Source organism: Pseudomonas sp. Seg1, from assembly GCF_018326005.1.
In the GTDB taxonomy this organism is placed as follows: domain Bacteria; phylum Pseudomonadota; class Gammaproteobacteria; order Pseudomonadales; family Pseudomonadaceae; genus Aquipseudomonas.
The window spans coordinates 5,858,665-5,882,500 of record NZ_AP021903.1; the positions used below are offsets into that span (position 1 = coordinate 5,858,665).

Sequence of the window (23,836 nt, forward strand, 5' to 3'; positions counted from 1 at the left end):
CTATTTACTTGCGACGACGGACGATCATTTTGTCGGTACGCTTATTACCACGAGTCTTCGCGCCCTTAGTCGGGAAGCCCCATGGCGATACCGGATGACGACCACCAGAGGTACGACCTTCACCACCACCATGTGGGTGGTCAACCGGGTTCATGGCAACACCACGAACGGTTGGGCGAACGCCACGCCAGCGTTTGGCACCAGCTTTACCCAGCGAACGCAGGCTGTGCTCGGAGTTCGAGACTTCGCCCAGGGTCGCACGGCATTCAGCCAGGACTTTACGCATTTCACCGGAACGCAGACGCAGGGTAACGTAAACGCCTTCACGAGCGATCAGCTGAGCCGAAGCACCAGCGGAACGAGCGATCTGAGCGCCTTTACCTGGCTTCAGTTCGATGCCGTGTACGGTAGAACCGACTGGAATGTTGCGCAGTTGCAAAGCGTTGCCTGGCTTGATTGGAGCCAGAGCGCCTGCGATCAGCTGGTCGCCAGCACTCACGCCTTTAGGGGCAATGATGTAGCGACGCTCGCCATCTGCGTAGCAGAGCAGTGCGATGTGAGCAGTACGGTTTGGATCGTATTCAATACGCTCGACAGTGGCGACGATGCCATCTTTGTCGTTGCGACGGAAATCGACCATACGATAATGCTGCTTATGACCACCACCGATGTGACGAGTGGTAATACGGCCATTGTTGTTACGACCACCAGTCTTCGATTTTTTCTCGAGCAGCGGTGCGTGAGGAGCGCCTTTATGCAGCTCCTGGTTGACCACCTTGACCACAAAACGGCGGCCAGGGGAAGTCGGTTTGCATTTAACGATTGCCATGATGCACCCCTTCCTTACTCAGCACTGCTGCTGAAATCGAGATCTTGGCCTGGCTGAAGGGAGATAACTGCCTTCTTCCAGTCATTACGCTTGCCCAGACCGCGAGCAGTGCGCTTGCTCTTACCCAGAACATTCAGGGTAGTGACGCGCTCTACTTTCACGCTGAACAGGCTTTCGACGGCCTTCTTGATTTCCAGCTTGGTTGCGTCAGTTGCAACCTTGAAAACGAACTGGCCTTTCTTGTCTGCCAGAACCGTAGCCTTCTCGGAAACGTGCGGGCCAAGCAGAACTTTAAATACGCGTTCCTGGTTCATCCCAGCAGCTCCTCGAATTTCTTCACGGCCGACACGGTGATCAACACCTTGTCGTATGCGATCAGACTAACTGGATCGGAACCTTGAACGTCACGTACATCTACGTGCGGCAGGTTACGAGCAGCCAGGTACAGGTTCTGATCAACAGCGTCCGACACGATCAGAACGTCGGTCAGGCTCATGTTGGTCAGCTTGCCCAGCAGATCTTTGGTTTTCGGAGTTTCAACAGCGAAATCCTGAACCACAACCAGACGATCAGTACGCACCAGCTCAGCAAGGATGGAACGCATTGCTGCGCGATACATCTTCTTGTTCAGCTTCTGAGAGTGATCCTGTGGACGAGCTGCAAAAGTGGTACCGCCGCCACGCCAGATTGGGCTACGGATAGTACCGGCACGAGCACGGCCAGTACCTTTCTGACGCCATGGGCGCTTACCGCCACCACGAACGTCGGAACGGGTCTTTTGCTGCTTGGTACCTTGACGGCCGCCGGCCATGTAGGCCACGACTGCTTGGTGAACCAGCGTCTCGTTGAACTCGCCGCCAAATGTCAGTTCGGAAACTTCGATCGCTTGAGCGTCATTTACATTTAATTGCATGTCAGCTTCCCCTTAACCGCGAGCCTTGGCTGCTGGACGTACAACCAGGTTGCCGCCAGTAGCGCCAGGAACAGCACCCTTGACCAACAACAGATTGCGTTCAGCGTCCACGCGCACTACTTCCAGGGACTGCACGGTCACGCGCTCAGCGCCCATATGACCGGACATTTTTTTGCCCTTGAATACACGACCAGGAGTCTGGCACTGGCCGATAGAGCCTGGGACGCGGTGGGATACGGAGTTACCGTGGGTGTTATCTTGCCCGCGGAAATTCCAACGCTTGATCGTACCCTGGAAGCCTTTACCCTTGGACTGACCGGTTACATCAACCAGTTGACCAGCGGCGAAGATTTCAGCGTTGATCAGATCGCCAGCCTGGTACTCGCCTTCTTCAAGACGGAATTCCATGGTGGTGCGACCAGCGGCAACGTTCGCTTTAGCGAAGTGGCCAGCTTGAGCTGCTGTTACACGCGAAGCACGACGCTCGCCGACAGTGACTTGCACTGCACGATAGCCATCGGTCTCTTCAGTTTTGAACTGGGTGACGCGATTCGGCTCGATCTCAATGACCGTGACCGGAATGGAGACACCTTCTTCGGTGAAAATACGGGTCATACCGCATTTACGACCGACTACACCAATAGTCATGTTGTAAACCTCATGAGTGTACGGGGCTTTCACCCGCTATGGCCGCCCATTTCAGAGCGTTACACGACTAAGACCGAGTCTTAGCCGAGGCTGATCTGCACTTCCACACCGGCCGCAAGATCAAGCTTCATAAGAGCATCAACGGTTTTATCCGTTGGCTGGACGATGTCCAGAACGCGCTTATGAGTGCGGATTTCGTACTGGTCACGCGCGTCTTTGTTGACGTGCGGGGAAACCAGAACGGTGAACCGCTCTTTACGGGTAGGCAGTGGAATTGGACCACGCACTTGAGCACCAGTACGTTTCGCGGTTTCCACGATTTCCTGGGTTGATTGGTCGATCAGGCGATGGTCAAAAGCCTTCAACCTGATACGGATTTGCTGATTTTGCATTGGATTTCAGACTCCGGCTGCTATTCCCACCGGGCGCAATACGCCCGTTAAAAGGAGGCGCAATTCTATAGACGCCCCAGATAGGTGTCAACCCAATAAAAAAGCCCCCGCTGAGCGGGGGCTTTTTCAATCCATCAAGCTAACTCTATAAAAGAGATTACTCGATGATTTTGGCTACGACGCCAGCGCCGACGGTACGACCGCCTTCACGGATAGCGAAACGCAGACCGTCTTCCATCGCGATGGTTTTGATCAGGGTAACAGTCATCTGAATGTTGTCACCTGGCATTACCATTTCAACGCCTTCTGGCAGCTCGCAGTTACCAGTCACGTCAGTAGTACGGAAGTAGAACTGTGGACGGTAGCCTTTGAAGAACGGAGTGTGACGACCGCCTTCTTCCTTGCTCAGAACATAAACTTCTGCAGTGAACTTGGTGTGCGGCTTAACCGAACCCGGCTTAACCAGAACCTGACCACGCTCAACGTCGTCACGCTTGGTACCACGCAGCAGAACGCCGCAGTTCTCGCCAGCACGACCTTCGTCGAGCAGTTTGCGGAACATTTCAACGCCGGTGCAAGTGGTAACAGTAGTGTCACGCAGACCAACGATTTCCAGCGGATCCTGAACGCGAACGATACCGCGCTCGATACGACCAGTCACAACAGTACCGCGACCCGAGATCGAGAATACGTCTTCGATTGGCATCAGGAATGGCTTGTCGATCATACGAACTGGTTCTGGGATGTAGGTATCCAGAGTTTCAACCAGCTTACGAACGGCAGTGGTGCCCATTTCGTTGTCGTCTTTACCTTCCAGAGCCATACGAGCCGAACCGATGATGATCGGAGTGTCGTCGCCTGGGAAGTCATAGGTGGACAGCAGGTCGCGAACTTCCATCTCAACCAGTTCCAGCAGCTCAGCGTCGTCTACCAGGTCAGCCTTGTTCAGGAAAACCACGATGTACGGAACGCCTACCTGACGGGACAGCAGGATGTGCTCACGGGTTTGCGGCATCGGACCATCAGCGGCCGAGCAAACCAGGATCGCGCCGTCCATCTGGGCAGCACCGGTGATCATGTTCTTCACGTAGTCAGCGTGACCTGGGCAGTCAACGTGAGCGTAGTGACGAATAGTCGAGTTGTACTCAACGTGAGCGGTGTTGATGGTGATACCGCGAGCTTTTTCTTCTGGAGCGCTGTCGATCTTGTCGAATTCAACTACGGCCGAACCGAAAACTTCGGAGCAGACGCGAGTCAGAGCAGCGGTCAGAGTGGTTTTACCGTGGTCAACGTGACCGATAGTGCCAACGTTGACGTGCGGTAGGGAACGATCAAATTTTTCTTTAGCCACGACAATTAACTCCTAGCCTAAAGGGGCTGAATCAGCCTTGTTTTTTGGTTACGGATTCGACGATGTGCGACGGAGCCGTATCGTATTTTTTGAATTCCATAGAGTAGCTTGCGCGACCCTGAGACATGGAACGAACGTCGGTCGCATAACCGAACATTTCACCCAGTGGAACTTCGGCACGGATAACCTTGCCGGACACTGTGTCTTCCATACCCTGGATCATGCCGCGACGACGGTTAAGGTCGCCCATTACATCACCCATATAGTCTTCAGGCGTAACAACCTCTACTGCCATGATCGGCTCGAGCAACTCACCACCACCCTTCTGGGCCAGTTGCTTGGTCGCCATGGAAGCAGCCACCTTAAACGCCATCTCGTTGGAGTCGACGTCGTGGTAAGAACCATCGAACACGGTAGCCTTCAGGCCGATCAGCGGATAGCCGGCAACAACGCCGTTCTTCATCTGCTCTTCGATACCCTTCTGGATAGCCGGGATGTATTCCTTAGGAACCACACCACCTACAACTTCGTTCACGAATTGCAGACCTTCCTGACCTTCGTCAGCAGGAGCAAAACGGATCCAGCAGTGACCAAACTGGCCGCGACCACCGGATTGACGAACGAACTTGCCTTCGATTTCACAGTTCTTCGTGATGCGCTCACGATACGAAACCTGAGGCTTGCCGATGTTGGCTTCGACGTTGAACTCACGGCGCATCCGGTCAACCAGGATGTCCAGGTGCAGCTCGCCCATGCCGGAGATGATCGTCTGACCAGTCTCTTCATCAGTTTTAACGCGGAAAGACGGGTCTTCCTGAGCAAGCTTGCCCAGAGCGATACCCATTTTTTCCTGGTCATCCTTGGTCTTAGGCTCTACGGCAACCGAAATAACCGGCTCCGGGAAGTCCATACGAACGAGGATGATTGGTTTGTCAGCGTTGCAGAGGGTTTCACCAGTGGTGACGTCCTTCATGCCGATCAGGGCCGCGATGTCACCAGCGCGTACTTCCTTGATCTCTTCACGGGCGTTTGCGTGCATTTGCACCATACGACCCACGCGCTCTTTCTTGCCTTTAACCGAGTTGATCACGCCGTCGCCGGAGTTCAACACGCCCGAGTAAACGCGGACGAAGGTCAAAGTACCCACGAATGGGTCGGTAGCGATCTTGAACGCCAGAGCCGCGAAAGGCTCGTTGTCGTCTGCATGACGCTCCATCTCTTCTTCCTCGTTATCAGGGTTAGTACCCTTGATAGCTGGAATGTCAGTTGGTGCAGGCAGGTAGTCGATAACGGCGTCGAGAACCAGGGGAACACCCTTGTTCTTGAAGGAAGAACCGCAAACGGCCAGAACGATTTCACCGGCGATAGTACGCTGACGCAGAGCAGCTTTGATCTCTTCGATCGACAGCTCTTCGCCTTCCAGGTACTTGTTCATCAGCTCTTCGTTGGCTTCAGCAGCAGCTTCAACCATGTTGTTGCGCCACTCTTCAGCCAGCTCTTGGAGCTCAGCAGGAATGTCCTTGCGAACAGGGACCATACCTTTGTCAGAGTCGTTCCAGTAGACAGCTTGCATGTTGATCAGATCGATCTGACCCTGGAAGTTGTCTTCGGAACCGATGGCCAACTGAATCGGCACCGGAGTGTGACCCAGACGCTGCTTGATCTGACCGATCACGCGCAGGAAGTTGGCGCCAGCACGGTCCATCTTGTTTACATAAACAAGACGTGGAACGCCGTACTTGTTGGCTTGACGCCATACGGTTTCCGACTGAGGCTCAACACCCGAAGTACCGCAGAACACAACGACAGCGCCGTCGAGTACACGCAGGGAACGCTCAACTTCAATGGTGAAGTCTACGTGGCCCGGGGTATCGATTACGTTGAAACGGTGCTCGTGCGAGTACTGCTTCTCGGAACCTTTCCAGAAGGCGGTGATAGCAGCAGAAGTAATGGTAATACCACGCTCCTGCTCCTGCACCATCCAGTCTGTGGTCGCGGCGCCATCATGCACCTCGCCCATTTTGTGACTTTTGCCGGTGTAAAAAAGGACGCGCTCGGTGGTGGTGGTTTTACCAGCATCCACGTGAGCGACGATACCGATGTTACGGTAGCGGCTAATCGGAGTAGTACGAGCCATAAAGCCCTCGCAAAATTAGTGAAGCTAAAATTAGAAGCGGTAGTGCGAGAAAGCTTTGTTGGCTTCAGCCATACGGTGCACGTCTTCACGCTTCTTAACAGCAGCACCTTTACCTTCAGCAGCATCCAGCAGTTCGCCAGCCAAACGCAGAGCCATAGACTTCTCGCCACGCTTACGGGCGAAGTCTACCAACCAGCGCATTGCCAGAGCGTTACGACGGGAAGGACGAACCTCGACCGGAACCTGGTAAGTAGCACCACCAACGCGGCGCGACTTCACTTCGACCAGCGGAGCGATGGCGTCGAGTGCTTTTTCGAAGAGTTCCAGGGGATCGGTGCCAGCCTTACGGGTCGCAACGGTTTCCAGGGCACCATAAACGATACGCTCGGCAACGGCTTTCTTGCCGCTTTCCATAACGTGGTTCATGAATTTGGCGAGGATCTGGCTTCCGTATTTCGGATCGTCCAGAATCTCACGCTTTGCTGCTACGCGACGTCTTGGCATGATAAGCCCTCAAGCGGTCTTCAGGTTAGCTCGGGACAGATCCGATGGATGCGTGCCCGACCTTACTCTTATCGACTCAATAAAATGAAAATCTGCAAAACGGCCGATTACTTCGGACGCTTGGTACCGTACTTCGAACGACCCTGATTACGACCTTTAACGCCGGAAGTATCCAAGGAGCCGCGAACGGTGTGGTAACGAACACCTGGCAAGTCTTTTACACGACCGCCGCGGATCAGTACCACGCTGTGCTCTTGCAGGTTGTGACCTTCACCACCGATGTACGAGGAAACCTCGAAACCGTTGGTCAGGCGCACACGGCATACTTTACGCAGTGCCGAGTTAGGTTTTTTCGGCGTAGTGGTGTACACACGGGTGCACACGCCACGACGTTGCGGGCAGTTCTGCAGCGCAGGTACGTCGGATTTCTCGACGATACGCTTACGCGGCTGACGTACCAGCTGGTTGATAGTTGCCATCTACTAGCTCCACTGTTGTCTTGCGACGCTATTGTCTTGCAAGAAAAGCAAAATGGCAGGAACGAATTCCCGCCAAATTTAGGGGATCAAGAGTCTAAAGAGGATCTTGTCCCCAGTCAAGGCAAGGCCCCGACCTCCCCGCTCGTCGAACCTTGACATTTTGTCTCGATTCGACGAACGGAGCGATCAGGGCCTCAGCTCATATATCGCAGAACTCAGTTACCGCTCGAGTTCAGCGCTTCGGTCAGTGCAGCTTCCACTTCACTGGCGCTTACGCGCAACGGCTTGTCAGCATCACGACGACGCTTGCGCTCGCTGTGATATGCCAGACCGGTACCAGCCGGGATCAGACGACCCACGACCACGTTTTCTTTCAGGCCGCGCAAGTAGTCGCGCTTGCCGGTGACTGCCGCTTCGGTCAGTACGCGGGTGGTTTCCTGGAAGGAAGCCGCCGAGATGAACGATTCGGTGGACAACGACGCCTTGGTGATACCCAGCAGAACGCGAGTGAACTTGGAGACAAACTTGTCTTCCGCGCCCAGACGCTCGTTCTCTACCAATACGTGAGTCAGTTCCATCTGGTCGCCCTTGATGAAGCTGGAATCGCCGGACTCGGAGATTTCAACTTTACGCAGCATCTGACGCAGGATGGTCTCGATGTGCTTATCGTTGATCTTCACGCCTTGCAGACGGTAAACGTCCTGAATCTCGTTCACGATGTACTTGGCCAGCGCGCTCACACCCAGCAGACGCAGGATGTCGTGCGGATCGCTTGGACCGTCGGAGATAACTTCGCCGCGGTTTACCTGTTCGCCTTCAAACACGTTCAGGTGACGCCACTTCGGAATCAGCTCTTCGTACGGATCGCTACCGTCGTTCGGGGTAATGACCAGACGGCGCTTGCCTTTGGTCTCTTTACCGAACGCGATGGTGCCGCTGACTTCAGCCAGAATCGACGCTTCTTTCGGACGACGAGCTTCGAACAAGTCGGCAACACGCGGCAGACCACCGGTGATGTCACGGGTCTTCGAAGTTTCTTGCGGGATACGCGCGATAACATCACCGATCGCGATCTTCGCACCGTCCGCCACACCGACCAGGGCGTTGGCTGGCAGGAAGTACTGAGCGATAACGTCAGTGCCTGGCAGCAACAGATCCTTGCCGTTGTCGTCGACCATCTTCACTGCTGGACGAATTTCTTTGCCCGCAGCTGGACGATCTTTCGCGTCGAGTACTTCAATGTTGGTCATACCGGTCAATTCGTCAGTCTGACGCTTGATCGTGATGCCTTCTTCCATGCCCACGTAGGTCACGGTACCTTTCATTTCGGTAACGATTGGGTGAGTGTGCGGATCCCACTTGGCCACGATTGCGCCAGCGTCGACCTTGTCACCCTCTTTAACCGAAATCACAGCACCGTACGGCAGCTTGTAACGCTCGCGCTCACGACCGAAGTCATCAGCGATTGCCAGCTCACCGGAACGGGACACAGCAACCAGGTGACCATCCACTCGCTCAACGTGCTTCAGGTTGTGCAGACGGACAGTACCGCCATTCTTCACCTGAACGCTGTCGGCTGCGGAAGTACGGCTTGCCGCACCACCGATGTGGAACGTACGCATCGTCAGCTGGGTACCCGGCTCACCGATGGACTGGGCAGCGATAACGCCGACCGCTTCACCGATGTTCACCTGGTGACCACGAGCCAGATCACGGCCGTAGCACTTGGCGCAGATGCCGTAGCGGGTTTCGCAGCTGATCGGTGAACGCACGATCACTTCATCGATGCTGTTCAGCTCGATGAACTCAACCCACTTCTCGTCAACCAGAGTGCCGGCAGGAACGATAACGTCCTCGGTACCTGGCTTGAATACGTCACGGGCAATGACACGACCCAATACGCGCTCACCCAACGGCTCTACAACGTCACCGCCTTCAATGTGCGGAGTCATCAGCAGACCGTGTTCGGTGCCGCAATCGATCTCGGTCACAACCAGATCCTGCGCCACGTCTACCAGACGACGAGTCAGGTAACCGGAGTTCGCAGTTTTCAACGCGGTATCCGCCAGACCTTTACGAGCACCGTGAGTGGAGATGAAGTACTGAAGTACGCTCAAACCTTCACGGAAGTTCGCAGTAATCGGCGTTTCAATGATGGAACCGTCCGGCTTGGCCATCAGACCACGCATACCGGCCAGCTGACGAATCTGTGCTGCGGAACCCCGCGCACCCGAGTCAGCCATCATGTACATCGAGTTGAACGACTCTTGGTCGACTTCAACACCATGACGGTCGATAACCTTCTCTTTCGAGAGGTTGGCCATCATCGCCTTGGAGACTTCGTCGTTCGCTTTCGACCAAAGGTCGATCACTTTGTTGTACTTCTCGCCCTGGGTTACCAGGCCGGAGGCGTACTGGCTCTCGATCTCTTTCACTTCGTCGGTGGCAGCACCGATGATGCGGGCTTTTTCATCCGGGATAACGAAGTCGTTAACACCGATGGAAACGCCGGAGATGGTCGAGTAAGCGAAACCGGTGTACATCAACTGGTCAGCGAAGATAACGGTCTCTTTCAGACCAACCACGCGGTAGCACTGGTTGATCAGCTTGGAGATCGCCTTTTTCTTCATCGGCAGGTTGACGACGTCGTACGACAGACCTTTTGGCACAACCTGGAACAGCAACGCACGGCCGACAGTGGTGTCGACGATACGGGTACCGCTCACGCTGTTGCCGTCACGGTCGTTGACGGTTTCGTTGATACGTACTTTAACCTTGGCGTGCAGTGCGGCTTCGCCAGCACGGAACACACGGTCAACTTCCTGCAGATCCGCGAATACACGACCTTCGCCTTTGGCGTTGATCGCTTCACGAGTCATGTAGTACAGACCCAATACAACGTCCTGCGACGGAACGATGATTGGCTCACCGTTAGCTGGCGACAGAATGTTGTTGGTCGACATCATCAACGCACGCGCTTCAAGCTGGGCTTCCAGCGTCAGCGGTACGTGCACGGCCATTTGGTCGCCGTCGAAGTCGGCGTTGTACGCGGCGCAGACCAGCGGGTGCAGCTGGATAGCCTTACCTTCGATCAGTACCGGTTCAAACGCCTGGATACCCAGACGGTGAAGGGTCGGTGCACGGTTGAGAAGAACCGGGTGTTCGCGAATCACTTCAGCGAGAACGTCCCAAACCTCTGGCAGTTCACGCTCGACCATTTTCTTGGCCGCTTTGATGGTGGTCGCGAGGCCACGCATTTCCAGCTTGCCGAAAATGAACGGTTTGAACAGCTCGAGAGCCATCTTCTTCGGCAGACCGCACTGATGCAGACGCAGGGTCGGACCTACGGTAATTACCGAACGACCGGAGTAGTCAACACGCTTACCGAGCAAGTTCTGACGGAAACGACCTTGCTTACCCTTGATCATATCAGCCAGGGATTTCAGAGGACGCTTGTTCGAACCGGTGATAGCGCGGCCACGACGACCGTTGTCGAGCAGTGCATCGACAGCTTCCTGCAACATACGCTTTTCGTTGCGCACGATGATGTCCGGAGCGGACAGATCCAGCAGGCGCTTCAAACGGTTGTTACGGTTGATCACTCGACGATACAGATCGTTGAGGTCGGAAGTCGCGAAACGACCGCCATCCAGCGGGACCAGTGGACGCAGATCTGGCGGCAGAACCGGCAGAACGGTCAGCACCATCCACTCTGGCAGGTTGCCGGAACCCTGGAAGGCTTCCATCAACTTCAGACGCTTGGACAGTTTCTTGATCTTGGTTTCGGAGTTGGTTTGCGGAATTTCTTCACGCAGACGGCCAATCTCGTGCTCCAGGTCGATAGCGTGCAGCAGTTCGCGAACAGCTTCAGCACCCATACGGGCGTCGAAGTCATCACCGAACTCTTCCAGCGCTTCGAAGTACTGCTCGTCGTTCAGCAGCTGACCTTTTTCAAGGGTGGTCATGCCTGGATCGATAACGACATAGCTCTCGAAGTAGAGAACGCGTTCGATATCACGCAGTGTCATGTCCATCAGCAAGCCGATACGGGACGGCAGCGATTTCAGGAACCAGATGTGGGCAACCGGCGAAGCCAGTTCGATGTGCGCCATGCGCTCACGACGAACCTTGGCCAGTGCGACTTCAACGCCGCACTTCTCGCAGATCACACCACGATGCTTCAAGCGCTTGTACTTACCGCACAGGCACTCGTAATCCTTTACCGGGCCAAAGATCTTGGCGCAGAACAGACCGTCACGCTCAGGTTTGAACGTACGGTAGTTGATGGTTTCCGGCTTTTTAACTTCACCGAACGACCATGAGCGGATCATCTCAGGCGAGGCCAATCCGATACGGATGGCGTCGAACTCTTCGACTTGACCCTGGTTTTTCAGCAAATTCAGTAGGTCTTTCAAGGCCTTTCCTCCTGGCGGAGCAGAGAGCGGGCAATCCTGCCCCGCTCTCGATTCGCGTCACGTGTTATTCGGTTTCCAGATCGATATCGATGCCGAGGGAACGAATTTCCTTGATCAACACGTTGAAGGACTCGGGCATGCCCGGCTCCATACGGTGATCGCCATCCACGATGTTTTTGTACATCTTGGTACGGCCGTTCACATCGTCCGACTTCACTGTGAGCATTTCTTGCAGAGTGTATGCAGCACCGTATGCTTCCAGTGCCCAGACCTCCATCTCCCCGAAACGCTGACCACCGAACTGCGCCTTACCACCCAGCGGCTGCTGGGTAACGAGGCTGTACGAACCAGTAGAACGCGCATGCATCTTGTCGTCTACCAAGTGGTTCAGCTTCAGCATGTACATGTAGCCAACGGTAACTGGACGCTCGAACTTGTTGCCGGTACGGCCGTCAGTCAGCTGCATCTGGCCGCTTTCCGGCAGGTCTGCCAGTTTCAGCATGGCCTTGATTTCGCTTTCCTTGGCGCCGTCGAACACTGGAGTGGCCATTGGAACACCGCCACGCAGGTTCTTCGCCAGATCCAGGATTTCCTGATCGGAGAAGCTGTCCAGATCTTCGTTACGACCGCCGATCTGGTTGTAGATCTCGTCCAGGAAGGTGCGCAGTTCAGCGACTTTACGCTGCTCTTCGACCATCCGGTTGATCTTCTCGCCCAGACCTTTGGCCGCGAGGCCCAGGTGGGTTTCAAGGATCTGACCAACGTTCATACGCGAAGGTACGCCCAGTGGGTTGAGGACGACGTCGACCGGGGTGCCATTGGCATCGTGCGGCATGTCTTCAACCGGCATGATCACGGAGACCACACCTTTGTTACCGTGACGACCGGCCATCTTGTCGCCCGGCTGGATGCGGCGACGGATTGCCAGGTAAACCTTGACGATTTTCAGCACGCCCGGAGCCAGGTCATCGCCCTGCTGCAGTTTGCGCTTCTTGTCTTCGAACTTGTCGTCCAGCAGACGGCGACGATCAACGATGTAGGCCTGAGCCTTCTCGAGCTGCTCGTTCAGAGCATCTTCAGCCATGCGCAGTTTGAACCACTGACCATGCTCAAGACCGTCGAGAACTTCGTCGGTGATGTCCTGACCTTTCTTCAGACCAGCGCCGCCTTCAGCCTTGTGGCCTACCAGAGCGGAACGCAGACGCTCGAAAGTCGCGCCTTCAACGATACGGAACTCTTCGTTCAGATCCTTGCGGATCTCGTCCAGCTGGGACTTCTCGATCGACAGAGCACGAGCATCACGCTCAACGCCGTCGCGGGTGAAGACCTGTACGTCGATGACAGTGCCTTTGGTACCGGTAGGTACGCGCAGGGAGGTGTCTTTAACGTCGCTGGCTTTTTCACCGAAGATTGCACGCAGCAGTTTTTCTTCCGGAGTCAGCTGGGTCTCGCCTTTCGGAGTGACCTTACCGACCAGGATGTCGCCTGCGCCAACTTCAGCACCTACGTAAACGATACCGGCTTCGTCCAGCTTGTTCAGTGCAGCTTCACCCACGTTAGGGATGTCCGCAGTGATTTCCTCTGGGCCAAGCTTGGTGTCACGGGCCACACAGGTCAGTTCCTGGATGTGGATCGTGGTGAAACGGTCTTCTTGAACAACACGCTCGGACAGGCAGATGGAGTCTTCGAAGTTGAAGCCGTTCCATGCCATGAACGCGATGCGCATGTTCTGACCCAGTGCCAGCTCACCCATGTCGGTGGACGGGCCGTCGGCCATGATGTCGCTACGCTGAACGCGATCACCCTTGCTCACCAGCGGACGCTGGTTGATGCAGGTGTTCTGGTTCGAGCGGGTGTATTTGGTCAGGTTGTAGATGTCGACACCAGCTTCGCCGGTTTCAACTTCATCATCAGCAACACGAACCACGATACGGCTGGCGTCGACGGAATCGATCACGCCGCCACGACGAGCCACGACGCAAACGCCGGAGTCACGGGCTACGTTACGCTCCATACCGGTACCGACCAGCGGCTTGTCAGCACGAAGGGTTGGTACAGCTTGACGCTGCATGTTCGAACCCATCAACGCACGGTTGGCGTCGTCGTGCTCGAGGAACGGAATCAGCGACGCAGCAACCGAAACAACCTGCTTCGGCGAAACGTCCATCAAGGTGACTTCTTCAGGTGCCTTGACGGTGAATTCGTTCAGGTGACGTACGGCTACCAGTTCGTCGATCAGGACTTTCTGGTCGTTCATGGTCGCCGAAGCCTGCGCGATCACGTGATCGGCTTCTTCAATAGCGGACAGGAACACGATCTCGTCGGTGACTACACCCTCTTTCACCACGCGGTACGGGCTTTCCAGGAAGCCGTACTGGTTGGTGCGAGCGTAAGCAGCCAGGGAGTTGATCAGACCGATGTTCGGACCTTCCGGCGTTTCAATCGGGCATACACGACCGTAGTGAGTCGGGTGTACGTCACGAACTTCAAAGCCTGCGCGCTCACGAGTCAGACCGCCAGGGCCGAGTGCAGAAACACGACGCTTGTGGGTGATCTCGGACAGCGGGTTGTTCTGGTCCATGAACTGCGAGAGCTGGCTGGAACCGAAGAACTCTTTCACTGCCGCAGCCACTGGCTTGGCGTTGATCAGATCTTGCGGCATCAGGCCCTCGCTTTCAGCCATCGACAGACGCTCTTTGACCGCACGCTCAACACGTACCAGGCCAACGCGGAACTGGTTCTCGGCCATTTCGCCTACGCAGCGAACACGACGGTTACCCAGGTGGTCGATGTCATCGACGATGCCTTTACCGTTACGGATGTCGACCAGAGTCTTCAGTACCGCGACGATGTCTTCCTTGCACAGCACGCCCGAACCTTCGATCTCGGTGCGACCGATACGACGGTTGAACTTCATCCGGCCGACCGCAGACAGGTCATAGCGCTCAGGGCTGAAGAACAGGTTGTTGAACAGGGTTTCGGCAGCGTCTTTGGTTGGCGGCTCGCCCGGACGCATCATGCGATAGATCTCGACCAGCGCTTCCAATTGGTTGCTGGTGGAGTCGATCTTCAGTGTGTCGGAGACGAACGGACCGCAGTCGATATCGTTGGTGTATAGAGTCTCGATGCGAACAACGCCGGCCTTGGCAATTTTTGCCAGGACTTCAGTGTTCAGCTCGGTGTTGCACTCTGCCAGGATTTCGCCGGTAGCCGGGTGCACAATGACCTTGGCGGTAGTACGGCCCAGGACATAGTCCAGAGGAACTTCCAGAGTCTTGATGCCGGCTTTTTCGATCTGGTTGATGTGGCGCGCGGTAATACGGCGGCCTGCTTCAACAATGACCTTGCCCTTCTCGTCCTGAATGTCCAGAACCGCAATTTCACCACGCAGGCGCGATGGCACCAGTTCCAGGCTGAGGGTTTCGCCGCTCAGGTGGAATACGTTGGTGGTGTAGAACGCGTCCAGCACTTCTTCAGTGGTGTAACCGAGCGCGCGCAGCAGTACCGATGCCGGCAGCTTGCGACGACGGTCGATACGCACGAACACGCAGTCTTTCGGGTCGAACTCGAAGTCCAGCCACGAACCGCGGTAAGGAATGATGCGCGCGGAGTACAGCAGTTTGCCGGAGCTATGCGTCTTGCCGCGGTCGTGGTCGAAGAACACGCCCGGGGAACGGTGCAGCTGGGAAACGATTACACGCTCGGTACCGTTGATTACGAAGGTACCGTTCTCAGTCATCAGGGGGATTTCACCCATGTAGACTTCTTGCTCTTTGATGTCCTTGATCGCTTTGTTCGACGATTCTTTGTCGAAAATGATCAGGCGCACTTTTACCCGCAAAGGTACGGCGAAAGTTACACCGCGCAATACGCATTCTTTGACATCAAATGCCGGTTCGCCCAGGCGATAACCGACGTACTCCAGCGCAGCATTGCCGGAGTAGCTGATGATCGGGAAAACGGATTTGAAGGCCGCATGCAGGCCCACGTCGCGGAACTGATCTTTAGTCGCTCCCGCTTGCAAGAATTCACGATACGAATCCAGCTGGATGGCCAGGAGGTACGGCACATCCATGACGTCCGGCAACTTGCTAAAGTCCTTGCGGATACGTTTTTTCTCAGTATATGAGTAAGCCATCAGCGTTCCCCAGCTTGGTCACCTGCTTGTTTGGCCCCTCCCGACGGGAGCAGCCAGAAAATCGTGCAAACCCCATGGTTTGCGCCACCGCATCGGGTGGTTACAGCGCCCTTATCAGCGCCGACCCAGTCGGCTGCCAATAACGGAAAAAGGCCGGTGGCAAGAGCCACCAGCCATCAGCCTGTCGCTTGACGCTCGGGCTGGAGGAGCAAAGTCGATACTTATTTCAGCTCGACTTTAGCGCCTGCTTCTTCCAGCTTCTTCTTGGCGTCTTCAGCCGCTTCTTTCGAAACGCCTTCAGCTACAACCTGAGGAGCGCCGTCTACTTTCTCTTTGGCTTCTTTCAGGCCCAGACCAGTCAGTTCACGAACTGCCTTGATCACGTTAACCTTCTTCTCGCCAGCTTCCAGCAGAACAACGTTGAACTCGGTTTGCTCTTCAACAACAGCGGCAGCAGCAGCTGGACCAGCCGAAGCAGCAGCAGCGGTAACACCGAAGGTTTCTTCCATCGCTTTGATCAGCTCAACGATTTCCACTACGGATTTCTGGCCGATTGCTTCGATGATTTGTTCGTTAGTCAGAGACATGACTCAATTCCTGAATTGGGGGACGGCCTACGCGACCATCGAAATAAACAAAAAACGCGAGAAGTTGACGAGCCTTAGGCTGCGGCAGCTTCTTTCTGGTCGCGAATTGCCGCCAGAGTACGAGCCAATTTGCTGGTAGCGCCTTGAATCACGCTCATCAGCTGAGAAATTGCTTCGTCACGGGTCGGCAGAGTTGCCAGTACGTCGATCTGATTAGCTGCGAGGAACTTGCCCTCGAACGCAGCTGCCTTGATCTCGAACTTGTCCTGACCCTTGGCAAACTCTTTGAAGATACGGGCAGCAGCGCCCGGATGTTCGTTCGAGAATGCAATCAGGGTCGGGCCGGTGAACACGTCGTTGAGGACACTGTATTGAGTGTCAGCAACAGCGCGTTTGAGCAGGGTGTTACGTACAACACGTACGTAAACGCCAGCTTCACGAGCCTCTTTACGGAGTCCGGTCATTGCGCCTACTGTTACGCCACGTGCATCAACCACGACAGCGGACAGAGCGACTTTGGCAGCCTCGTTGACTTCAGCGACGATGGCCTTCTTGTCTTCGAGATTAATTGCCACGGGTTTAACTCCTGCTTGTTACCGTTTCATTCGATCGGAACCGAATGTCGTTTTGGTGTCTGATTCGGTAAGGAACCGGGAGCACCATCTGCGTAGGCTTATGGTTTAAGGCTTGCGCCGCCTACGGTCTTGGATAGCCCCCGCCAGGCAGGGACCCCAATTTTTCGATTGGCGCGAACAATCGCGCCAACCTTTGTCTTACGCGTCCAGCGAGCTCTGATCGATAACCAGACCTGGGCCCATAGTGGTGCTCAGGGTAACGCGCTTGACGTAGATACCTTTCGAAGAAGCAGGCTTGATACGCTTCAGATCAGCGATCAGCGCTTCAACGTTTTCCTTCAGCTTGACGGCATCGAAACCAATCTTGCCAACGGAGGTGTGAATGATGCCGTTTTTGTCGGTGCGATAACGAACCTGACCAGCCTTGGCGTTTTTAACCGCGGTAGCTACGTCTGGAGTTACGGTGCCGACCTTCGGGTTAGGCATCAGGCCGCGTGGACCGAGGATCTGACCCAACTGACCTACAACGCGCATGGCATCCGGGGATGCAATCACTACGTCATAGTTCAGGTCGCCGCCTTTCATTTCGGCAGCCAGGTCGTCCATGCCTACACGGTCAGCGCCGGCAGCCAGAGCGGCCTCAGCAGCTGGACCCTGGGTGAACACAGCAACGCGAACGGTCTTGCCAGTGCCGTGTGGCAGCACAGTAGCGCTACGAACAACCTGGTCAGATTTACGCGGGTCAACACCCAGGTTTACAGCTACGTCAAACGACTCGCTGAACTTGACAGTCGACAGCTCAGCCAGCAGAGCAGCGGCGTCTACAATGTTGTAGGCCTTGCCTGCTTCGATTTTGCCGGCGATAGCCTTTTGACGCTTGGTCAGCTTAGCCATTACACACCCTCCACGTTAAGGCCCATGCTACGAGCAGAACCGGCGATAGTACGCACGGCCGCATCCATATCAGCTGCAGTCAGATCCGCGTTTTTGGTTTTCGCGATTTCTTCCAGCTGAGCACGGGTAACAGTGCCAACCTTAACGGTGTTCGGACGAGCGGAACCGCTGGTCAGACCGGCCGCCTTCTTCAGCAGAACCGAAGCAGGGGTGGATTTGGTTTCGAAAGTGAAGCTACGGTCGCTGTAGACAGTGATGATCACTGGAGTCGGCAGACCTGCTTCAAGACCCTGAGTACGGGCGTTGAAAGCCTTGCAGAATTCCATGATGTTCACGCCGTGCTGACCCAGAGCAGGACCAACAGGTGGACTTGGGTTAGCCTGAGCAGCCTTCACTTGCAGCTTGATGTAAGCGGTAATCTTCTTGGCCATGAGGCACTCCAATTACGGGTTCGAACGCCTCGAAAGGCTCCCCGGTTACTTGCGCGTTTATCCCAGTGACGACAAAACCCCACAGCCTAGGGCTGCGGGGTTGGGATGCTTGTCCAGTTAGACCTTTTCGACCTGACTGAACTCCAGCTCTACCGGAGTAGAGCGACCGAAAATAAGCACTGCCACTTGGATCCGGCTCTTTTCGTAGTTAACTTCTTCAACAACGCCATTGAAATCAGCGAATGGACCGTCGTTGACTCGCACCGTTTCACCTGGCTCGAAGAGAGTCTTCGGCTTCGGCTTGTCGCTACCATCAGCAACACGACGCAGAATTGCTTCCGCCTCTTTATCGGTGATCGGCGCAGGCTTATCAGCAGTACCGCCGATAAAACCCATCACCCGAGGAGTGTCCTTGACCAAGTGCCAAGTACCCTCGTTCATATCCATCTGCACCAGCACATAGCCTGGGAAGAACTTGCGTTCGCTCTTGCGCTTCTGGCCATTACGCATTTCAACCACTTCTTCAGTGGGAACCAGAATCTCGCCGAAGCCATCTTCCATGCCAGCCAGCTTTACGCGCTCGACCAGCGAGCGCATCACATGCTTCTCGTAACCCGAGTAAGCATGCACAACATACCAACGCTTAGCCACGGGACACCCTTAGCCGACAATCAAGGAAACAAGCCAACCGAGGAGGGAATCAAGCCCCCACAACAGCAACGCCATAACCAGAACAACAGCCACCACAATCAGGGTGGTCTGCGTGGTTTCTTGGCGAGTTGGCCACACGACTTTACGAATCTCGGTGCGAGCTTCCTTAACCAGTACAAAGAAAGACTTGCCCTTCGCAGTCTGCAGGCCTACAAAGGCAGCTACAGCAGCAATGACAAGCAAAGCGAGTACACGGTACAGGATCGGCGAAGCAGAGTAATACTGATTGCCAACAACGCCTACAACCACCAAAGCGACTACTACAAGCCACTTGAGCAGATCGAAGCGAGAGCCTTGTGCTTCAGCCTTAGGAGTCATCTATGAAGATCCTGTGAAAAGAAAGCCAGACACACTGAGTGAATCTGGCAGGTCAGGAGGGAATCGAACCCCCAACCTACGGTTTTGGAGACCGTCGCTCTGCCAATTGAGCTACTGACCTAAAACAAAATCAGGCCGACCATTATGCCGGCCCGAAAAATACATTACAACCGCTTATTCGATGATTTTGGCTACGACGCCAGCGCCGACGGTACGACCGCCTTCACGGATAGCGAAACGCAGACCGTCTTCCATCGCGATGGTTTTGATCAAGGTAACAGTCATCTGAATGTTGTCACCTGGCATTACCATTTCAACGCCTTCTGGCAGCTCGCAGTTACCAGTCACGTCAGTAGTACGGAAGTAGAACTGTGGACGGTAGCCTTTGAAGAACGGAGTGTGACGACCGCCTTCTTCCTTGCTCAGAACATAAACTTCTGCAGTGAACTTGGTGTGCGGCTTAACCGAACCCGGCTTAACCAGAACCTGACCACGCTCAACGTCGTCACGCTTGGTACCACGCAGCAGAACGCCGCAGTTCTCGCCAGCACGACCTTCGTCGAGCAGTTTGCGGAACATTTCAACGCCGGTGCAAGTGGTAACAGTAGTGTCACGCAGACCAACGATTTCCAGCGGATCCTGAACGCGAACGATACCGCGCTCGATACGACCAGTCACAACAGTACCGCGACCCGAGATCGAGAATACGTCTTCGATTGGCATCAGGAATGGCTTGTCGATCATACGAACTGGTTCTGGGATGTAGGTATCCAGAGTTTCAACCAGTTTACGAACGGCAGTGGTGCCCATTTCGTTGTCGTCTTTGCCTTCCAGAGCCATACGAGCCGAACCGATGATGATCGGAGTGTCGTCACCCGGGAAGTCATAGGTGGACAGCAGGTCGCGAACTTCCATCTCAACCAGTTCCAGCAGCTCAGCGTCGTCTACCAGGTCAGCCTTGTTCAGGAAAACCACGATGTACGGAACGCCTACCTGACGGGACAGCAGGATGTGCTCACGGGTTTGAGGCATCGGACCATCAGCGGCCGAGCAAACCAGGATCGCGCCGTCCATCTGGGCAGCACCAGTGATCATGTTCTTCACGTAGTCAGCGTGACCTGGGCAGTCAACGTGAGCGTAGTGACGAATAGTCGAGTTGTACTCAACGTGAGCGGTGTTGATGGTGATACCGCGAGCTTTTTCTTCTGGAGCGCTGTCGATCTTGTCGAATTCAACTACGGCCGAACCGAACACTTCGGAGCAGACGCGAGTCAGAGCAGCGGTCAGAGTGGTTTTACCGTGGTCAACGTGACCAATGGTCCCAACGTTGACGTGGGGCAGGGAACGATCAAATTTTTCCTTAGCCATCGATATCACCCTCAAACAGAAGAATTAGACAAACAATATCAACCATTAAAACAAAGGCAGATATTTTCATATCTGCCTTGTTATATGGAGCTCTTGAGCGGATTTGAACCGCTGACCTCACCCTTACCAAGGGTGTGCTCTACCAACTGAGCTACAAGAGCAAAACACTTTGCACAACCTGCAAACTTGGAGCGGGTAGCGGGAATCGAACCCGCATCATCAGCTTGGAAGGCTGAGGTTCTACCACTAAACTATACCCGCGGAGCCTGCAGCTCACGCTCAAATCTGGTGGAGGGAGAAGGATTCGAACCTTCGAAGTCGTAGACGTCAGATTTACAGTCTGATCCCTTTGGCCGCTCGGGAACCCCTCCTAATCAGGCCGGCATTTTATACTACGCCAGACCCTTGTCAAGCATTTTCTCATTTAAAAACCTGAGGTTAGCTGCATTGACATCACTTCACTTTGACAACCTGTTGGGGTCTTCACTGTGGAGCGGGCGCCATTCTATGCAAACTATTCAGTAGGTGCAACCCCCTCGCACAGCATTATTTTATGTTTTAACTCATTGAATTCGTTGGAAAGGTTTTGCAATTGAGGATCACCCAGCAATCGCTGGCTTTCAGGAGCAACACGCAGCCAAAATCCGGATGCAGGAATGCCGCTAGGGAGAGGTTGAGCTTTGATATCCATCTCAGACAAGCGCCGACTCAGCGCCACAACCAGCTCCTGACGAACAAATCCCCCCACATAAAGACACTGCTCCTCAGACCGTTGCAACTCCGACCTCCCACGAGAAGCAGCTGCCGTCTCGCTAAGCAGACGTATATCTTGCTGCGAACCCTTATACAAACTGAGAGGAGTTACGTCCTTTGCTCGCAAAGGTGCTTCCTGCTGATGCCAGACGTAGTAAAAAACATTGAGAACAACCAGCAACAGGAACAACCAACGCATACATACCTCTAGATAAGGACACGCCACGGCGAAAGCTCGAACACCAGGTTAGGCACAATCCTAACTTCTGGCACGACATCAGCTACCACCCAGCATTGACATCGCACGACAGAGCCAAAAAGCCCGTAATCTTCATAACCGCTCTGACATCAGTTATTTCATACGAAGACATTTCACAACCAAGCGATGCACAAAGCTCCCGCCCAAGCATTTAAATCGGCTCATCACTATCACGGCGGTACAAATACTATCCAACCGACACTTGCTCGATAACACTCTATTCTGCCCCGCAGGCCCACACGCAAGGCCTCCTCGGAGCCCTGCTCTGAAACCAAAGTAGCAGGGGGCGATATTCAATACTCGCAGCTCTATAAAGCTGTTGTCGCAATCGTACTCACCTATCATCACGCAACCTCAAGCTGAGTTCCCCACCACTAAAAACCTTTTCTACGCCATTCACCATCAATCGCAGTGCACCCTGATTATCAATTCCGAGTACGACTCCATCTACCTGGCTGACGCCAGCAATCAACGACACCGATCGATCCTGCCACAAATGATTTTCTTCCCACTCTGCTTGGAGTACCGAAAAACCATCTGCCTGCTGACGCCGTATATAAGCTTGCAGTTGCTCACTCAACTCAGTTGCCAGAACGTTACGATCACAGGTTTCCCCAGACTCCAACCGGATGGATGTCCATTGCTGGTCGACCTCATCGGCAATCTGCATGTTCACGTTAATGCCTATGCCCAATACCACATGACACACATCTGCCGGATCCCCAACAAGCTCCAACAGAATTCCGGCAATTTTCTTATTGCCAACAAGAACATCGTTCGGCCACTTCAAACCCGCATCAGGTACTCCCAACTTTCGCAGAGTTTGCATAACGGCCAGCCCAACAACCAGACTCAAGCCCTCTAGCTGGCGCATCCCACCGTCAATGCGCAGCACAAGACTGTAATAAAGGTTTTCGGCAAACGGACTAACCCACTTGCGCCCTCTTCGTCCGCGCCCAGATAACTGTCGCTCGGCCAGTACCAAAAATGGCGCCGTTCTCCCCTGACCGATAGCGCGTAGCGCCTCAGCGTTCGTGGAGTCTATAGAATTGAAGGTCGTGATCGGCCAGCCCGTCTTCATCCCACCTATTTTTAAAGAATCGAGCAGCATCAACGGCGCAGACAACTGATAGCCGCGCCCGCGAACTTTGTGGATAGATAGCCCAAGCTCAGCCTCAAGATGCTGAAGCTGCTTCCATACGGCACTTCGACTAATTCCCAAGGCAGCGCCCAGGTCCTGGCCAGAATGGAATCGCCCGTCCTTCAGTAGATTCAACAGCGTCAACATGCAGGTTTCGCCTCATAATGAGGCCCGAATAATAGCCATGCCCTGCGCGGCTGCATAGAAATCAAGTAAGCACATTTCCTGCGGGCAAAACAAAACCCCAATTGCTTTCGCAATTGGGGTTTCGGAATTTAATCTTGACGATGACCTACTCTCACATGGGGAAACCCCACACTACCATCGGCGATGCATCGTTTCACTGCTGAGTTCGGGATGGGATCAGGTGGTTCCAACGCTCTATGGTCGTCAAGAAATTCGGGTACTGAGTCGTGACCAGATGGCCTCGCTTCAGCAAATTGGGTATGGGATAGTTTTCGGTGTTTTGTGCTGCCTTTTTAGGGGCGGTCGAACTTTCGGTTCGTTTCGTCTTCACACACCGCAATCTGGTCTCTCTCGAGTCTACAGATTGCTTGGGTGTTATATGGTCAAGCCTCACGGGCAATTAGTATTGGTTAGCTCAACGCCTCACAGCGCTTACACACCCAACCTATCAACGTCGTAGTCTTCGACGGCCCTTCAGGGAACTCAAGGTTCCAGTGAGATCTCATCTTGAGGCAAGTTTCCCGCTTAGATGCTTTCAGCGGTTATCTTTCCCGAACATAGCTACCCGGCAATGCCACTGGCGTGACAACCGGAACACCAGAGGTTCGTCCACTCCGGTCCTCTCGTACTAGGAGCAGCCCCTCTCAAATCTCAAACGTCCACGGCAGATAGGGACCGAACTGTCTCACGACGTTCTAAACCCAGCTCGCGTACCACTTTAAATGGCGAACAGCCATACCCTTGGGACCGGCTTCAGCCCCAGGATGTGATGAGCCGACATCGAGGTGCCAAACACCGCCGTCGATA

20 protein-coding genes, 4 tRNA genes and 2 rRNA genes (1 of these 26 cut by a window edge) are annotated in these 23,836 nt (G+C 54.6%); all 26 read right to left on the reverse strand.

The genetic code is table 11. The features are described from left to right. Positions 1-4 precede the first annotated feature (4 nt). Positions 5-829 (reverse strand): 50S ribosomal protein L2, encoded by an 825-nt coding sequence (rplB, locus tag KI231_RS26390; RefSeq protein WP_003228734.1) that lies wholly within the window; start codon positions 827-829, stop codon positions 5-7. 14 nt (positions 830-843) lie between these two features. Then, on the reverse strand, positions 844-1,143 hold the full coding sequence (rplW, locus tag KI231_RS26395) for a 50S ribosomal protein L23 (protein WP_002555488.1): 300 nt from the start codon (positions 1,141-1,143) through the stop codon (positions 844-846). Further along, entirely contained in the window at positions 1,140-1,742 is a 603-nt protein-coding gene (gene rplD, locus KI231_RS26400) for a 50S ribosomal protein L4 (RefSeq protein ID WP_103303765.1), read from the reverse strand. Before rplD ends, rplW begins: the two co-directional genes overlap by 4 nt. A gap of 12 nt (positions 1,743-1,754) precedes the next feature. Beyond that, positions 1,755-2,390 carry a 50S ribosomal protein L3 gene (rplC, locus tag KI231_RS26405; RefSeq protein WP_003228738.1) on the reverse strand — a complete coding sequence of 212 codons (636 nt, stop codon included), beginning with the start codon at positions 2,388-2,390 and terminating at the stop codon, positions 1,755-1,757. Positions 2,391-2,470: 80 nt separating this feature from the next. After that, positions 2,471-2,782 (reverse strand): 30S ribosomal protein S10, encoded by a 312-nt coding sequence (gene rpsJ / locus KI231_RS26410; RefSeq protein ID WP_003186070.1) that lies wholly within the window; start codon positions 2,780-2,782, stop codon positions 2,471-2,473. 157 nt (positions 2,783-2,939) lie between these two features. Next, entirely contained in the window at positions 2,940-4,133 is a 1,194-nt protein-coding gene (gene tuf, locus KI231_RS26415) for an elongation factor Tu (protein ID WP_103303766.1), read from the reverse strand. A 31-nt stretch (positions 4,134-4,164) separates the two neighbouring features. Next, on the reverse strand, positions 4,165-6,270 hold the full coding sequence (gene fusA, locus KI231_RS26420; protein WP_103303767.1) for an elongation factor G: 2,106 nt from the start codon (positions 6,268-6,270) through the stop codon (positions 4,165-4,167). Between the two features lie 30 nt (positions 6,271-6,300). Further along, complete coding sequence (rpsG, locus tag KI231_RS26425) at positions 6,301-6,774, reverse strand: 30S ribosomal protein S7 (RefSeq protein WP_007916467.1); 474 nt, start codon at positions 6,772-6,774, stop codon at positions 6,301-6,303. A gap of 107 nt (positions 6,775-6,881) precedes the next feature. Then, positions 6,882-7,253 carry a 30S ribosomal protein S12 gene (gene rpsL, locus KI231_RS26430; protein WP_003186084.1) on the reverse strand — a complete coding sequence of 124 codons (372 nt, stop codon included), beginning with the start codon at positions 7,251-7,253 and terminating at the stop codon, positions 6,882-6,884. 215 nt (positions 7,254-7,468) lie between these two features. Next, positions 7,469-11,668 (reverse strand): DNA-directed RNA polymerase subunit beta', encoded by a 4,200-nt coding sequence (gene rpoC / locus KI231_RS26435; protein ID WP_025113548.1) that lies wholly within the window; start codon positions 11,666-11,668, stop codon positions 7,469-7,471. 64 nt (positions 11,669-11,732) lie between these two features. Continuing rightward, the gene (rpoB, locus tag KI231_RS26440) at positions 11,733-15,806 is read right to left on the reverse strand and encodes a DNA-directed RNA polymerase subunit beta (protein ID WP_123448314.1); all 4,074 of its coding nucleotides are present in this window, start codon (positions 15,804-15,806) and stop codon (positions 11,733-11,735) included. Between the two features lie 221 nt (positions 15,807-16,027). Next, positions 16,028-16,393, reverse strand: a complete 366-nt coding sequence (rplL, locus tag KI231_RS26445; protein WP_003228750.1) for a 50S ribosomal protein L7/L12 — start codon at positions 16,391-16,393, stop codon at positions 16,028-16,030. A 74-nt stretch (positions 16,394-16,467) separates the two neighbouring features. Beyond that, entirely contained in the window at positions 16,468-16,968 is a 501-nt protein-coding gene (gene rplJ, locus KI231_RS26450) for a 50S ribosomal protein L10 (protein WP_008081912.1), read from the reverse strand. 198 nt (positions 16,969-17,166) lie between these two features. Further along, entirely contained in the window at positions 17,167-17,862 is a 696-nt protein-coding gene (gene rplA, locus KI231_RS26455) for a 50S ribosomal protein L1 (protein WP_003228754.1), read from the reverse strand. Further along, complete coding sequence (rplK, locus tag KI231_RS26460) at positions 17,862-18,293, reverse strand: 50S ribosomal protein L11 (protein ID WP_003228756.1); 432 nt, start codon at positions 18,291-18,293, stop codon at positions 17,862-17,864. Before rplK ends, rplA begins: the two co-directional genes overlap by 1 nt. Positions 18,294-18,410: 117 nt before the next feature. Then, positions 18,411-18,944, reverse strand: a complete 534-nt coding sequence (gene nusG / locus KI231_RS26465) for a transcription termination/antitermination protein NusG (RefSeq protein WP_007916492.1) — start codon at positions 18,942-18,944, stop codon at positions 18,411-18,413. 9 nt (positions 18,945-18,953) lie between these two features. Next, the gene (secE, locus tag KI231_RS26470) at positions 18,954-19,322 is read right to left on the reverse strand and encodes a preprotein translocase subunit SecE (RefSeq protein ID WP_007916493.1); all 369 of its coding nucleotides are present in this window, start codon (positions 19,320-19,322) and stop codon (positions 18,954-18,956) included. A 45-nt stretch (positions 19,323-19,367) separates the two neighbouring features. Next, a tRNA-Trp gene (locus KI231_RS26475) sits at positions 19,368-19,443 on the reverse strand. A 53-nt stretch (positions 19,444-19,496) separates the two neighbouring features. Then, positions 19,497-20,690, reverse strand: coding sequence for an elongation factor Tu (gene tuf / locus KI231_RS26480; RefSeq protein ID WP_103303766.1), 1,194 nt, complete (start codon positions 20,688-20,690; stop codon positions 19,497-19,499). A gap of 85 nt (positions 20,691-20,775) precedes the next feature. Next, positions 20,776-20,851 (reverse strand) — tRNA-Thr (locus KI231_RS26485). Positions 20,852-20,877: 26 nt separating this feature from the next. Continuing rightward, positions 20,878-20,951 (reverse strand) — tRNA-Gly (locus KI231_RS26490). Positions 20,952-20,976: 25 nt separating this feature from the next. After that, a tRNA-Tyr gene (locus tag KI231_RS26495) sits at positions 20,977-21,061 on the reverse strand. A gap of 143 nt (positions 21,062-21,204) precedes the next feature. Continuing rightward, positions 21,205-21,642 (reverse strand): hypothetical protein, encoded by a 438-nt coding sequence (locus tag KI231_RS26500; protein WP_103303769.1) that lies wholly within the window; start codon positions 21,640-21,642, stop codon positions 21,205-21,207. A 394-nt stretch (positions 21,643-22,036) separates the two neighbouring features. Next, complete coding sequence (gene birA / locus KI231_RS26505; RefSeq protein WP_213026726.1) at positions 22,037-22,990, reverse strand: bifunctional biotin--[acetyl-CoA-carboxylase] ligase/biotin operon repressor BirA; 954 nt, start codon at positions 22,988-22,990, stop codon at positions 22,037-22,039. Between the two features lie 132 nt (positions 22,991-23,122). Continuing rightward, positions 23,123-23,238 (reverse strand): 5S ribosomal RNA (rrf, locus tag KI231_RS26510). Positions 23,239-23,408: 170 nt separating this feature from the next. Next, positions 23,409-23,836, reverse strand: a 23S ribosomal RNA gene (locus KI231_RS26515) (it continues 2,466 nt past the right edge of the window).

Excerpts from the sequence above, each read along its gene's own strand:
- rpoB (WP_123448314.1), bottom strand. The coding sequence starts at position 15,806 with ATGGCTTACTCATATACTGAGAAAAAACGTATCCGCAAGGACTTTAGC.
- rplB (WP_003228734.1), bottom strand. The coding sequence starts at position 829 with ATGGCAATCGTTAAATGCAAACCGACTTCCCCTGGCCGCCGTTTTGTG.
- fusA (WP_103303767.1), bottom strand. The coding sequence starts at position 6,270 with ATGGCTCGTACTACTCCGATTAGCCGCTACCGTAACATCGGTATCGTC.
- secE (WP_007916493.1), bottom strand. The coding sequence starts at position 19,322 with ATGACTCCTAAGGCTGAAGCACAAGGCTCTCGCTTCGATCTGCTCAAG.
- rplD (WP_103303765.1), bottom strand. The coding sequence starts at position 1,742 with ATGCAATTAAATGTAAATGACGCTCAAGCGATCGAAGTTTCCGAACTG.
- tuf (WP_103303766.1), bottom strand. The coding sequence starts at position 20,690 with ATGGCTAAGGAAAAATTTGATCGTTCCCTGCCCCACGTCAACGTTGGG.
- rpsG (WP_007916467.1), bottom strand. The coding sequence starts at position 6,774 with ATGCCAAGACGTCGCGTAGCAGCAAAGCGTGAGATTCTGGACGATCCG.
- rpsL (WP_003186084.1), bottom strand. The coding sequence starts at position 7,253 with ATGGCAACTATCAACCAGCTGGTACGTCAGCCGCGTAAGCGTATCGTC.
- KI231_RS26500 (WP_103303769.1), bottom strand. The coding sequence starts at position 21,642 with ATGCGTTGGTTGTTCCTGTTGCTGGTTGTTCTCAATGTTTTTTACTAC.
- rpsJ (WP_003186070.1), bottom strand. The coding sequence starts at position 2,782 with ATGCAAAATCAGCAAATCCGTATCAGGTTGAAGGCTTTTGACCATCGC.
- rplL (WP_003228750.1), bottom strand. The coding sequence starts at position 16,393 with ATGTCTCTGACTAACGAACAAATCATCGAAGCAATCGGCCAGAAATCC.
- rplW (WP_002555488.1), bottom strand. The coding sequence starts at position 1,143 with ATGAACCAGGAACGCGTATTTAAAGTTCTGCTTGGCCCGCACGTTTCC.
- rplA (WP_003228754.1), bottom strand. The coding sequence starts at position 17,862 with ATGGCTAAGCTGACCAAGCGTCAAAAGGCTATCGCCGGCAAAATCGAA.
- rplC (WP_003228738.1), bottom strand. The coding sequence starts at position 2,390 with ATGACTATTGGTGTAGTCGGTCGTAAATGCGGTATGACCCGTATTTTC.
- rplK (WP_003228756.1), bottom strand. The coding sequence starts at position 18,293 with ATGGCCAAGAAGATTACCGCTTACATCAAGCTGCAAGTGAAGGCTGCT.
- birA (WP_213026726.1), bottom strand. The coding sequence starts at position 22,990 with ATGTTGACGCTGTTGAATCTACTGAAGGACGGGCGATTCCATTCTGGC.